This is a genomic window from Streptomyces sp. NPDC030838 (genome assembly GCF_055572035.1).
Genome location: NZ_JBVIED010000002.1, coordinates 223557 through 236578, shown reverse-complemented (window position 1 = coordinate 236578; position 13022 = coordinate 223557). Strand labels below are relative to the sequence as shown.

General features: G+C 69.4%; 11 protein-coding genes. 7 read left to right on the top strand and 4 right to left on the bottom strand.

The genetic code is table 11. The features are described from left to right. Nucleotides 1–163: 163 nt before the first annotated feature. The 4 genes from ACZ42A_RS08130 (at nt 164) to ACZ42A_RS08115 (ending at nt 7258) form a co-directional block, all read left to right on the top strand. The gene (locus tag ACZ42A_RS08130) at nt 164–1411 is read left to right on the top strand and encodes a L,D-transpeptidase (RefSeq protein ID WP_468526352.1); all 1248 of its coding nucleotides are present in this window, start codon (nt 164–166) and stop codon (nt 1409–1411) included. Nucleotides 1412–1553: 142 nt separating this feature from the next. After that, nucleotides 1554–3011, top strand: coding sequence for an ABC transporter permease (locus ACZ42A_RS08125; RefSeq protein ID WP_468526351.1), 1458 nt, complete (start codon nt 1554–1556; stop codon nt 3009–3011). 53 nt (nt 3012–3064) lie between these two features. Beyond that, nucleotides 3065–3745, top strand: a complete 681-nt coding sequence (locus ACZ42A_RS08120; RefSeq protein ID WP_468526350.1) for an ABC transporter ATP-binding protein — start codon at nt 3065–3067, stop codon at nt 3743–3745. 210 nt (nt 3746–3955) lie between these two features. Beyond that, on the top strand, nt 3956–7258 hold the full coding sequence (locus tag ACZ42A_RS08115) for a S8 family peptidase (RefSeq protein WP_468526349.1): 3303 nt from the start codon (nt 3956–3958) through the stop codon (nt 7256–7258). A gap of 34 nt (nt 7259–7292) precedes the next feature. Here ACZ42A_RS08115 and ACZ42A_RS08110 read toward each other — a convergent pair whose 3' ends face one another. Next, a complete protein-coding gene (locus ACZ42A_RS08110) occupies nt 7293–8213 on the bottom strand; it encodes an MmyB family transcriptional regulator (protein WP_468526348.1) in 921 nt (306 codons plus the stop codon). Nucleotides 8214–8404: 191 nt separating this feature from the next. Here ACZ42A_RS08110 and ACZ42A_RS08105 point away from each other — a divergent pair, with 191 nt between their 5' ends. The 3 genes from ACZ42A_RS08105 to ACZ42A_RS08095 all read left to right on the top strand — a co-directional run bounded on the left by ACZ42A_RS08105 (nt 8405) and on the right by ACZ42A_RS08095 (nt 10336). Continuing rightward, nucleotides 8405–9448 (top strand): NAD(P)-dependent alcohol dehydrogenase, encoded by a 1044-nt coding sequence (locus tag ACZ42A_RS08105; RefSeq protein WP_468526347.1) that lies wholly within the window; start codon nt 8405–8407, stop codon nt 9446–9448. A gap of 116 nt (nt 9449–9564) precedes the next feature. Further along, the gene (locus ACZ42A_RS08100; RefSeq protein ID WP_468526346.1) at nt 9565–9948 is read left to right on the top strand and encodes a VOC family protein; all 384 of its coding nucleotides are present in this window, start codon (nt 9565–9567) and stop codon (nt 9946–9948) included. 43 nt (nt 9949–9991) lie between these two features. Further along, nucleotides 9992–10336 carry a hypothetical protein gene (locus tag ACZ42A_RS08095; protein ID WP_468526345.1) on the top strand — a complete coding sequence of 115 codons (345 nt, stop codon included), beginning with the start codon at nt 9992–9994 and terminating at the stop codon, nt 10334–10336. Nucleotides 10337–10552: 216 nt separating this feature from the next. Here the strand turns inward: ACZ42A_RS08095 and ACZ42A_RS08090 are convergent, their stop codons facing one another. The 3 genes from ACZ42A_RS08090 to ACZ42A_RS08080 form a co-directional block, all read right to left on the bottom strand. After that, the gene (locus ACZ42A_RS08090; RefSeq protein WP_468526344.1) at nt 10553–10906 is read right to left on the bottom strand and encodes a DUF6247 family protein; all 354 of its coding nucleotides are present in this window, start codon (nt 10904–10906) and stop codon (nt 10553–10555) included. Nucleotides 10907–11133: 227 nt separating this feature from the next. After that, a complete protein-coding gene (gene msrA, locus ACZ42A_RS08085; RefSeq protein WP_468526343.1) occupies nt 11134–11799 on the bottom strand; it encodes a peptide-methionine (S)-S-oxide reductase MsrA in 666 nt (221 codons plus the stop codon). A 50-nt stretch (nt 11800–11849) separates the two neighbouring features. After that, entirely contained in the window at nt 11850–12962 is a 1113-nt protein-coding gene (locus ACZ42A_RS08080; protein WP_468526342.1) for a hypothetical protein, read from the bottom strand. Between the last annotated feature and the right edge of the window lie 60 nt (nt 12963–13022).

The window sequence follows — 13022 nt, the reverse complement described above, 5'->3', positions numbered from 1 at the left end:
GGGGCGCACTGACCGACACCCGCACCCTTCCGCCCGGCGGCGGACGTGGTGTGCCCCACACATACGAGGAATGTGGAACGGGACGAACCGGTCGTAGCGTTGAAACCTCTTAACGGGGACTCTCGGGGTTTTTGGGGAATCGGCAACGATGGAGAAGCGTGTGATGACGAACAGTAAGCGGCGCAAGGGCCTGACGGTCGCGTCCGCACTGCTCGGCGGTGTGCTGGTGCTCTCGGCCTGCTCCGGCGGCGAGGAGGCCTCGGGCAACGAGGGCAACGACACCTCGCAGGCCAAGGTCGACGAGGCGGCGGCGCAGAAGACCTCCGAGGCCCAGATCAAGATCACGCCCAGGGACGGCTCGAACAACGCCTCCATCAACAACTCGGCGGCCGTCACCGTGAGCAAGGGCACGCTCACCGAGGTGACGATGACCACCGCGGACGGCACCGCCGTCGCCGGTGAGATATCCGCCGACAAGACCAGCTGGAAGCCGAGCGCCCAGCTGGAGCGCGCGACCACCTACAAGGTCGCCGTGACCGCGAACGACGCCGACGGCCGGGAGGCCCACGAGAACGCCTCCTTCACCACGGTCTCCCCGGACAACAGCTTCATAGGCTCCTTCACGCCGGAGGACGGCTCCACGGTCGGCGTGGGCATGCCGGTGTCGATCAACTTCGACAAGGCGATCACCAACAAGGCGGACGTCCAGAAGGGCATCACCGTCACCTCCAGCAGCGGCCAGGAGGTCGCCTGCCACTGGTTCAACGCCAACCGCATGGACTGCCGCCCGGAGGACTACTGGCAGGAGGGCTCCAAGGTCACCCTGAAGCTGGCGCTCGACGGCGTCCAGGGTGCCGAGGGTGTCTACGGCGTCCAGCAGAAGACGGTCTCCTTCACCATCGGCCGCAACCAGGTCTCCGTCGTGGACGCGCAGACCAAGCAGATGAAGGTCATGCAGGACGGGAAGGTCATCCGCACCATCCCGATCTCCGCCGGCTCGCCCGAGAACAAGACGTACGAGGGCCAGATGGTGATCTCCGAGAAGTTCAAGGAGACCCGGATGAACGGCGCGACGGTCGGCTTCACCGACGACGACGGCAAGGGCGAGTACGACATCAAGGACGTGCCGCACGCCATGCGTCTGTCGACGTCCGGCACCTTCATCCACGGCAACTACTGGGGCGCGAAGTCCATCTTCGGCAGCGTGAACACCAGCCACGGCTGTGTGGGTCTGTCCGACACCAAGGGCGCCAACGACCCGAACACCCCGGGTGCCTGGTTCTACAACAACTCGATCGTCGGTGACGTCGTCGTCGTGAAGAACACCGGCGACAAGACCATCGCCCCGGACAACGGCCTCAACGGCTGGAACATGGACTGGGCGCAGTGGAAGGCGGGCTCCGCGATCTGACGCGGGCTCACCACACGGTACGGCCGTATGAATGCCGCTTCCCCTTCCCGGGGAGGCGGCATTCGCCTTGTCCGGGGCCTTCTCATCCTCCTCTTATCCCGGCCTTATCCCTTCATCACGCGCCGTCCCTAGCTTGCGGCGCATGTTCTTCACCTACCTGAGGCGCGAACTGCGCCGCCGCAGAAAGGCGGCCCTCGTCGTCGCCTCCGGCCTCGCGCTGGGCATCGCGCTGGTCATCGTGGTCGACTCCGTCTCCTCCGGCATGGGGAAGGCGCAGGACAAGGTCCTGCAGTCGCTGTACGGGCTGGGCACCGACATGACCGTCACCAAGGCGGCCGACCCCGCCGCGGAGGGGCAGGGCGAGCGCCCGCGGTTCCGGTTCGACGCCCAGGACGAGGAGTCCGGCGAGGAGCAGAGCAGCGACCGGGTGATGGTGCAGGGCTTCCAGACGCTGTCGAGCTCCACCGTGGCGAAGGTGGCCGCGCAGGACGGGGTCGCGGACGCGGTGGGCGGGCTGAGCCTCCAGGTCGTCAAGGTGAGCGGCGAGTTCACGCGGGGTCAGTTCCAGCAGCAGCCGGGCAGCGGCGGCGGGCAGGGCGGACCGGGCGGCGGCACCGCCGAGCCGGAGGGCCGGGTGCAGGGCGGCGGCGCCGACTTCGACGTCAACAGCTACTCGGTCTACGGCACCGACGTCACCGAGCCCGCCCTCGGCCCGCTGACCACCTCGAAGATCACCAGCGGGCGGACCTTCAAGAACTCCGAGAGCAATGCGAAGGTCGCCGTCGCCGACGCCTCCTACGCCAAGGAGAAGAAGCTCGCCGTCGGCGACACCGTCACCGTCAAGAGCGTCACGTACGAGGTCATCGGCATCGCCACCCCGGAGAGCGGGGACGCCGCGGCCGACCTCTACATCCCGCTGAAGCAGGCCCAGACCCTCGGCGACTCGGCGGACAAGGTCACGACGATCTACGTCAAGGCGACCGACTCCCAGCGGATCGACACCGTCAAGTCGGCCATCCGGAAGAACATCTCCGGTACGACGGTCACCACCTCCGTCGATCTCGCGGAGACCGTCTCCGGCTCCCTCTCCACGGCCTCCGACCTCGCCACCAAGGTCGGCACATGGCTGTCCCTCACGGTGCTCGTCGCCGCGTTCCTGGTGGCCGGGCTGCTCACCTCCTCGGCGGTGTCCCGGCGGGTGCGGGAGTTCGGCACGCTGAAGGCGCTGGGCTGGCGGTCCGGCCGGGTGACCCGGCAGGTGGTCGGCGAGGCGATCGTCAACGGACTGGTCGGCGGCGCGCTCGGCATCGCGCTCGGCCTGGCCGGGGCCTACGCGGTCACTGCGGTGAGCCCGACCCTCCAGGCGCAGCTCGGCGGCGGCAGCAGCGGCGGCGAGCCGGGCGGCGGCCGCATGCTCGTCGGGCCCGGACAGCAGGCGGCGTCCCGCACGCTCGACGTCGCCCTCACCGCGCCGGTCAGCCTGACGACCATCGCACTCGCGGTGGGCCTCGCGGTGACCGGGGGACTGGTCGCCGGTGCGTTCGGCGGCTGGCGCGCGTCCCGCCTGCGGCCGGCCGACGCGCTTCGGCGCGTCGAGTAGCGGACGACGGCCACGCGCCCTCCATCCCCTCCCGCCCTTCCAGGAGCTGACTCATGTACGAACTCAAGGCCGTCACCAAGCGCTACACCCGCGGCAGGGAAACCGTCGAGGCCCTCGCCGGTGTCGATCTGACCATCCCCGACGGCGACCGGCTGGTCATCCAGGGACCCACCGGCGGCGGCAAGTCGACGCTCCTTCAGATGCTGGGCGGCCTCGACCGGCCCAGCTCCGGAGAGGTCGTGCTCGACGGGACCGACCTGGCCGGGCTGCCCGAGGCCAGGCTCACCCAGGTGCGCAGCGAGAACATCGGCTTCGTCTTCCAGAGCTTCAACCTCATCCCCACGCTCACCGCCCAGGAGAACGTCGAGACCGCCCTCGTACCGCTCGGGCTGAAGCCGAAGGAGCGGCGGGAGCGGGCCGCCGAGGCGCTGACCTCGGTCGGTCTCGGGGAGCGGCTCGGGCATCTGCCCGGCGAGATGTCCGGCGGTCAGCAGCAGCGGGTGGCGATCGCCCGGGCGCTGGTGAAGCAGCCGAAGGTGCTGCTTGCCGACGAACCCACCGGAAACCTGGACGAGTCGACGCGCGACGAGATCATGGACGTGCTCGAACGCATGTGGAAGGAGCTGGGGCTGACCTTTGTCATGGTCACCCACGACTCCGCGCTCGCGAAGAAGGCCCCGCGGCTGGCGACGATCCGCAAGGGAGCCATCACGGTCAAGGAGAACAACTCCTGAGAAACCCCGCCGAAGCCGTCAAAACGGCCCGCGTGCGCACCGTTTCTATAGCGAACTCGTGACACGAACCTCTCTTGAGCGGGTTGATCACCCCCCGGCATACTTCCAAGTTCCGGGGGGTGCACGAGCGTATGTGCGGGACCACCCCCGGCCGGGTGAACGGGGAATTCGCCCGGTACCTCAACTCCAGGGGGAGTTTTGCGCAGACAAGTGAAGAGAACGGGCGCCGCCGCGGTCGCCGCCGCGGCCGCCGTGGCTCTCGCCGCGGGACTGACCACCCCGGCTTCGGCGAAGCCCGTCCAACCGGCGCACGACAGCGCCGCACTGACGTCCCAGCAGCACATCACCCTGATCACCGGTGACCGGGTCACCGTGGACGCCAAGGGACGCGTCGTCGGCATCGAGCCGGCGAAGGGACGCGAGAAGATACCCGTACAGATCCGCAAGGCCGACGGGCACACGCTCGTCATACCCGCCGACGCGGCCCGTCTGGTCGCCACCGGCAAGCTCGACCAGCGGCTGTTCGACATCACCGAGCTGAACAAGTCCGCCACCCGCAAGGCCCAGCAGAAGGGCCTGAAGGTCATCGTCGGCTACCAGGGCGCCGCCGGTGCCACGAAGGCCGACGTCCGGGACGCGGGCACGCTCCGCCGGACCCTGAAGTCCCTGAACGCGGACGCCGTGCAGACCCCGTACGCGGACACGCACGAGCTGTGGGACGCGGTCACCAACGGCGACCGCACCGCCTCCGGCATCGCGCACGTCTGGCTCGACGGCGTCCGCCGGGTCACCCTCGACAAGTCCGTCGCGCAGATCGGCGCCCCCAAGGCCTGGGAGGCCGGCTACGACGGCAAGGGCGTCAAGATCGCCGTCCTGGACACCGGTGTCGACGCCACGCACGCGGACCTGAAGGACCAGGTCGTCGCGGAGAAGAACTTCACCAAGGCCCCCGACGCCACCGACAAGTTCGGCCACGGCACGCACGTCGCGTCCATCGCGGCCGGCACCGGCGCCAAGTCGGGCGGCAAGTACAAGGGTGTCGCGCCCGGCGCCGACATCCTCAACGGCAAGGTCCTCGACGACTCCGGCTCCGGTGACGACTCCGGCATCCTCGCCGGCATGGAGTGGGCGACCGAGCAGGGCGCCGACGTCATCAACATGAGCCTCGGCGGCCCGGACAGCCCGGAGATCGACCCGCTGGAGGCGGCGGTCAACAAGCTGTCCGCCGAGAAGGGCGTCCTGTTCGCGATCGCGGCGGGCAACTCCGGCCCGGAGACGGTCGGTTCGCCCGGCACCGCGGACGCGGCCCTCACCGTCGGCGCCGTCGACGACAAGGACCAGCTGGCGGACTTCTCCAGCACCGGCCCGCGCCTCGGCGACGGCGCCATCAAGCCGGACGTCACCGCGCCCGGCGTGGACATCACCGCGGCCTCGGCCAAGGGCAGCGTCATCGAGCAGGAGGTCGGCGAGAAGCCGGCCGGCTACCTCACCATCTCCGGTACGTCGATGGCCACCCCGCACGTCGCGGGCGCCGCCGCCATCCTCAAGCAGCAGCACCCGGACTGGACCGGCGCCGAGATCAAGGCCGCGCTGACCGCCTCCACCAAGGGCGGCGCGTACACGCCGTTCGAGCAGGGCTCGGGCCGTGTCCAGGTCGACAAGGCGATCAAGCAGACCGTGTTCGCCGAGCCGGTGTCGGTGAGCTTCGGTGTGCAGCAGTGGCCGCACACCGACGACAAGCCGGTCACCAAGCAGCTGACCTACCGCAACGTCGGCAAGACGGACGTCACCCTGACCCTGTCCGCCAAGGCCACCAACCCCAAGGGCCAGGCCGCCCCGGCGGGCTTCTTCACGCTCGGCGCGACCAAGGTGACGGTCCCGGCCGGCGGCAAGGCCTCCGTCGACTTCACCGTCAACACCAAGCTGGGCGGCACCGTCGACGGCGCCTACTCGGCGTACGTGACGGCGAGCGGCGGCGGCCAGACGGTCCGTACCGCGGCGGCCGTGCAGCGTGAGGTGGAGTCGTACGACCTCACCGTCAAGCACATCGACCGTGACGGCAACGCGGCGAAGAACTACGGCACCAGCCTCTCCGGCCTCTCCGGCCTCGCCGCGGACAAGTGGTACCCGATCTACGACGCCTCCGGCACCGTCAAGATCCGCGTCCCCAAGGGCTCTTACGTGCTCGACTCCGGTCTCTTCCAGGACCCGGAGGACTTCACCAAGGGCGCCGACTGGCTGGCCCAGCCGAAGCTGAGCATCACCAAGAACACCACGGTCACGGTCGACGCGCGCAAGGCCAAGCCGGTGGACATCACCGTGCCGGCCGCCGGCGCGAAGTCGGAGTTCGCCTCCCCGGACTACACGATCGAGACGAGCAACAGCTCGTACACGTTCGGCTGGTGGATGGACTCGTACACCAACTTCCGCAGCGCCCACCTCGGCCCGCAGATCACCGACGGCTCGCTGAGCCAGCAGTGGGCCGGGCACTGGACCAAGGGCAATGACGAGCAGTACGACACCGTCGTCGGCGCCAAGGTGAAGCAGCTCGCCACCGGCTACACCAAGCACTACAAGCCCGCCGACCTGGCGAACGTCAAGATCGCCATGGGCGCCTCGACCCCGGGCAAGAAGGGCGCGATCTCCGCCGTCGGGTGGCTGCCCGGCAGCTCCGTCGCCTCCTCCATCGCCATTCCGCAGAAGCTCCCCGGCACCCGCACGCTCCACCTGTCCACGCAGAGCGGCGTGAAGTGGGACCTGGAGTTCGAGCAGCAGGGCGGGGTCGACGCCGACGGCTGGCCGATCTCCGAGGCGTTCTACTCGCTCGGCTCGGGCCAGACCTTCAAGGGCGGCCAGGACTACTCCAAGACGGTCCAGAAGGCCGTGTTCGGCCCGACCCTGAACAGCGAGTTCGGTCTCTACCGGGACGGCAACGAGATCTACGGCTACCTGCCGCTGTTCGCCGACTCGAAGAAGAACCCCGGCTCGTCCCTGTTCACCTCGGTGAACACGACCCTGTACCGCAACGGCACCAAGGTCGGCACGCACGACGACCCGCTGTTCGGCGAGAAGTCCTTCAAGGTCCCGTCCGGTGACGCCGCGTACAAGCTGACCACCTCGGTCAAGCGGACCACCAAGGTCGCCGCCGCTTCCACGCGGATCGACGCGAGCTGGACCTTCCGCTCCCAGAAGCCCGCCGACCTGGCCAAGCTCCCGGCCTCCACCGCCCGCTTCAACGCGAGCGTCGGCCTGGACGGCAAGGCCACCGCCGGCAAGACGGTCACCTTCCCGGTCACCGTGGAGGGCGCCGCCAAGGGCTCCAACCTCAAGTCGCTGTACGTCTACGTGTCGTACGACTACGGCCAGACCTGGAAGAAGCTCACGGTCAAGGACGGCAAGATCACCGTGAAGAACCCGGCGAAGGGGAAGGCCATCTCCTTCCACGCCAAGATCACGGACAAGAAGGGCAACAAGTCCACGATCTCGATCTACAACGCCTACTACGGCAAGTAGTCGGAACGTGACCCTCTAGGCCTCGGCGCCGTCGTCAGAACGACGACGGCGCCGAGGTCGTCGCGTCCGCGCCCCAGCTGGCCAGCAGCCGCAGGGCGTCCGCCGACGGCGATCCCGGCTCGGCGTGATACGTGACCAGGGACTGCTCGGTGTCGTCGGCGAGAGGGAACGTCTCGAAGGACAGCGTCAGCTCGCCGACCAGCGGATGCCGCAGCAGCTTCACGCCGTACGTCTTCTCCTTGACATCGTGCCGGGCCCACAGCCGCCGGAAGTCCTCGCTCTTCACGGACAGCTCCCCGACCAGCGCGGACAGCCGCGGATCGTCCGGATGACGGCCCGCGTCCAGCCGCAGATAGCCGACCACGTCCGACGCCTTCTCCTCCCAGTGCGGGAACAGATCGCGGTACTCCGGCTTCAGGAACACCATCCGGGCCCAGTTCCGCTCCCGCTCCGGCAGCTCCGACCAGTCGCCGAACACCGCCGCGGCCATCCGGTTCCACGCCAGGACGTCCGAGCGCCGCCCCACGACGTACGCCGGGATGCCGTCCATCGTGTCCAGCAGCTGCCGCAGCGCCCCCCGTACCTGCTGGGTGCGCGCGGCCGACCGCTTCTTGTTCTGCTTCGGCTTCGCCAGATCCGTCAGATGGGCGTGCTCGGCGTCGGTCAGCCGCAGCGCACGCGCGATCGAGTCCAGGATCTCCGCGGAGACATTGCGCCCGTTGCCCTGTTCCAGCCGGGTGTAGTACGCCACCGAGACACCGGCGAGCTGTGCCAGCTCCTCGCGCCGCAGCCCCGGCACCCTGCGGTGCCGTCCGAAGGCGGGCAGTCCCACGTCCTCCGGCTTCAGCCGGGCCCGCCGGGTGCGCAGAAACTCGCTCAGCTCCGCCCGTCGGTCGAGGCCGGACCCCAGGTCGTCGGCGGGCTCCGGTACGGCGGTGTCGAGCTGTTCGTCCATACGTCCAGTATTCACAGTCGTATGCCCGTGAGCCTGACCCCGCCAGTGGTACGCACGGCGAACGTACGCAAAAGCGTGGTCTGGGTGAGCCTCGCGCGATCGGAGAGGCTGGTTGCCGTGCCCGGACAGAGCCGGACGAAAGCCGGCCGGAAGGCAGCCGGGCACGGCAACCCCCGAGGAGAACCACCGGCATGACCACTGTCGCCGCATACGCCGCCCCCTCCGCCAAGGCTCCGCTGGAGCGCACCCTCATCGAGCGGCGGGAGGTCGGCGAGTTCGACGTCCTGATCGACATCAAGTTCGCCGGCATCTGTCACTCCGACATCCACCAGGCCCGCGAGGGCTGGGGCGAGGCCATCTTCCCGATGGTCCCGGGCCACGAGATCGCCGGTGTCGTCACCGCGGTCGGCTCCGCCGTCACCAAGTTCGCCGTGGGCGACCGCGTGGGCGTCGGCTGCATGGTCGACTCCTGCCGCGAGTGCGAGAACTGCAAGGACGGCCTGGAGCAGTACTGCACCGGCGGCGGGATGATCGGCACGTACAACGCCATCGGCAAGGACGGCAAGCCCACCCACGGCGGCTACTCCGAGAAGATCGTCGTCGACGAGAACTACGTCGTCCGCATCCCCGACGGTCTCTCGCTGGACGTGGCCGCCCCGCTGCTGTGCGCCGGCATCACCCTCTACTCCCCGCTCAAGCGCTTCGGCGCCGGCCCCGGCAAGAAGGTCGCGATCGTCGGCCTCGGCGGCCTCGGCCACATGGGCGTGAAGATCGCCCACGCGCTCGGCGCGGAGGTGACGGTGCTGTCGCAGTCCCTGCGCAAGCAGGAGGACGGCCTGAAGCTGGGCGCCGACCACTACTACGCCACCAGCGACCCGAAGACCTTCGAGGAGCTGGGCGGCACCTTCGACCTGATCGTCTCGACGGTCTCGGCCCCGCTGGACTTCGGCGCGTACCTGTCCCTGCTGAAGCCCCAGGGCACGCTGGCCAACGTCGGCGCCCCCGAGGAGCCGATCTCCCTCAACCTCTTCTCGGTGATCGGCGGCGGCAAGTCCCTCGCCGGCTCCATGATCGGCGGCATCGCCGAGACCCAGGAGATGCTGGACTTCTGCGCGGAGCACGGCATCGGCGCGGAGATCGAACTGATCCGCGCGGAGCAGATCAACGAGGCGTACGAGCGGGTGCTGGCGAGTGACGTCCGGTACCGCTTCGTGATCGACACGGCGACGATCTGACGTCCTCCGATGTCCGTCCCGGAGCTCAGGCCGCCGTGCCGATGGTGATCACCGTCGGCACGGCGGCCTGAGCCGCCTCTCGGATGGTCCGGACGGGAGGGGGTAGAGGGCAAGGCATGACGATCCAGCTGAACCACACCATCGTCGCCGCCCACGACAAACACGCCTCGGCCCGCTTCCTCGCGGACATCCTGGGCCTGGACGTGGGCCCGCAGTACGGCCCCTTCATACCGGTCGAGATCCCGAACGGCGTGACCCTGGACTACATGGACACCGCCGGCGCGATCACCCCCCAGCACTACGCCTTCCTGGTCTCGGAGGCAGAGTTCGACACGATCTTCACCCGCATCCAGCAGGCCGGCCTGCCCTACTGGGCCGACCCGTTCCACTCCCGCCCCGGCGAGATCAACCACAACGACGGCGGCCGAGGCACCTACTTCGACGACCCCAACGGCCACCGCCTGGAAATCCTCACCCGCCCGTACGGCAGCGGCGGCTGACCCTCCTCAGCGATGCTTGTGTCCCACGGAGGAAAGGGCACACATGACAACCCGCACGCCGGCCGAGCAGGCCCTGGCTCGCTCGTACACGACCGGCGACGGCAGCGTCAGATTCGCCATCACCGATTTGTCGGTGACCCACCGCCCGAACGGCGGCGCGGTGCTGACGTACCGGCTCACGGCGCAGCGACCGGACCGACAGGACGAGCGCTGGTCGGTGACTCTCCCCTGCGACGACAGCTCCTTCACCGACGTCCTCACCTCGCCCGCCCCCGACCCGGACCGGCTCGACGGGCTCGTGCACCTCGTTCACGCCCTGCTGGAGGAGTGGTGGGACACCAAGGGCTCCAACCGGCGGTCGGCGAAGATGGGCCGGCGGCTTCCCTGAGCCACCGGGCTCCGCGACACACCATGGCTACAGGGCGTCGAATGCCGGCGCAGGCCGCCCGGTCTGGGACCGTTGCCGAGGTCGCTGACGTCGACGCCCGTACTGGCAAGCTCGACGAGCTGGTCGGTCAGACGTTCCACCTCCGCCACCACGTGAACGGGTATGCCGCCCGCCACGTGGTCGTGTCAGGGTCGTACTCCCAGCGCCAGTCCGGGCTCACCGGGACGGGAGACCGATGGCTGCGTGGGCTTCGTCCAGGATCCGCCCGATCGCAGAGGCGGCTTCCCGTGCCTGGGCGGCGTCGCCCGACTCGGCAGCGCTTTCCCAGCGGCGCAGATCTGCTGCCTTGTCGGGGTGGCGTTGGATGTGAACGTAAACGGCCCACTGGGCGACGAACCGCTGCAGCGGCGCCAGATCGGAGCCCTGCCGCGACTGGTCGGCCGCCTGGTCCAGCTCCCGGGTGAAGGCCGGCAGTGCGGCCGGCGCGATCTGCCTGACGGCCTGCCGCAGCGCGGCAACCGTGGCAGGGGGCTGGGGGATGAGCGGTTGCCCAGCGGCGGAGGTGGTCATGGCTGCTCCCATGGGCGCGATTCTGATCCCGTGCGTCAGCGTATCGGGCGAGATCGCTTTCTCACCGCTCGAACGAGTGATGGAGAAGCGATACGGCTACCTACCGCCCCCACTTGCCAGCCACCCGCGCGTACGGGATCTGAGCGCGCAGCGCCCTGCTCACCGGATCGGAACCGGTCAGCAGGGCCCGCAGTGTGGTCGTGGCCTCGGGAGAGAGGGGCTCCGGCTCAGCCATCCGCCTTGGCGACGCCGATCGGGCAGGAGACGCCCGTGCCGCCGATCCCGCAGTAGCCCGCCGGGTTCTTGTCCAGGTACTGCTGGTGGTAGTCCTCGGCCGGGTAGAAGGGGCGGTCCTCCGCCGGGAGGATTTCTGTGGTGATCTTGCCGTAGCCGGAGGCCGTCAGGACCTTCTGGTAGGCCTCGCGGGAGGACTCTGCCGTGGCTGTCTGCTCGGGGGTGTGGGGGTAGATCGCCGAGCGGTACTGGGTGCCGACGTCATTGCCCTGGCGGAAGCCCTGGGTGGGGTCGTGGGACTCCCAGAAGGTCTTCAGGAGGCGGTCGTAGGAGATCACCGACGGGTCGTAGACGACGCGGACGACCTCCGTGTGGCCCGTCAGGCCCGAGCAGACCTCCTCGTAGGTGGGGTGCTCGGTGTAGCCGCCCTGGTAGCCGACCAGCGTCGTGTACACGCCCGCCGGGAGCTGCCAGAACTTGCGCTCGGCGCCCCAGAAGCAGCCCAGGCCGAAGTCGGCGATCTCCAGGCCCTCGGGGTAGGGGCCGAGGAGCGGGGTGCCGAGGACCGTGTGGCGCTCGGGGACGGCGAAGATCGGCTCCGGGCGGCCCTTCAGCGCCTGCTCGGGGGTGGGCAGGACGGGCGTACGTCCGAAGAGCATGGGTTCCTCCTTGTGCCGGGCGGTGACTGAGTCAACGCACGGCCGTGTCCTCAGATTCCGCCGCCCGCCTTCAGTACCTGCGCCGCGCTGTAGTCGCGTTCCCCCGTGTACGCCTTGATCATCGCCTCGCGGCTGCCCCGGTACGACCACGGCACCGCGTCGATCCAGCCGTCGACCAGGCGGAACTGCTCCACCGCCGCCTCGTGGCGGTCCTGCCAGAAGAGGAGGCTGGCGAGGAGGTGGCGGACCTGCGGGATGCGCCAGTCGTCGGGGTTCGCGGCCGCCGCGGCGGCCACGTCCGCGAGTGCGGCGTCGACCGCCTCGACCACCTCCGGGCGCTTGTAGTACTCGTCCCGGTTCAGGTCGTCGTGCGCGATCTCGTATTCGAAGTAGGCCCTCAGGGGCAGCACGGTCAGCAGCTGGCCCGGCTTCCCCTTCTCCGCCGCGTCCCGCGCGAAGGACTCCGCCAGCTCATGCGAGCCCCGCCACTTCGCGCACCAGTACTGGAGGGCTGCGGAGTGCGCGGCCAGGTGGTGGGGGTCCCGGTCGGTGATCTCCGTCCAGATCTTCTGGAAGCGGTCGTGGGAGTAGCCCAGGCCCATCGACAGAGGCAGTTCCACGATGAACGGGCACGGGTCGTCACCTGCCAGCGACTGGGCGTGTGCGCACGCCTCCTGCGCCTGCTTCAGCACCCGGTGGAAGCCCGCGAACTGCTCCTCGGTCGTGTACTTCGCCTGCGCCCCGCCGCGGATCTCCCAGGCCAGGTGGATCAGGGACTCGGCGTGTACCAGGGCCGCGTCGGGGTCCTCCGGGCGCGCGGTGCGCCAGGCCAGCAGCCAGGCGTCGTCCTTCACCGCCTCCCGCGCCAGCACGCTGGAGCGGCGGTCCCGTTCCTGCCAGTCCCGGCCCGCCTCGGCCAGCCACTCGGCGCCCGTCTGCCAGGTGCCGGCCCGGACCGCCTCCCGGACGGCGGTGACCCGGGGGTCGGGGGCGCGGTCGTGGTCCGTGTCGAGCCGGTCGCCGGGCAGGAAGCCCAGCTTGGCGGCGGCCTTCGGCAGGTCCGCGGTGCGTACGCCGCCCTGTCCCTTGGTGTGTTTGCGGAACCAGAGGACGACAGCGATCAGGATGCCCAGGGTGGCGAGGAGGGGGAGGAGTGTGGTCATGGGGGTCGCGTGCGTCCTTGGGTCAGTGGTTCGGCAGTGGTCCGTCGGTGGTTCCGCAGT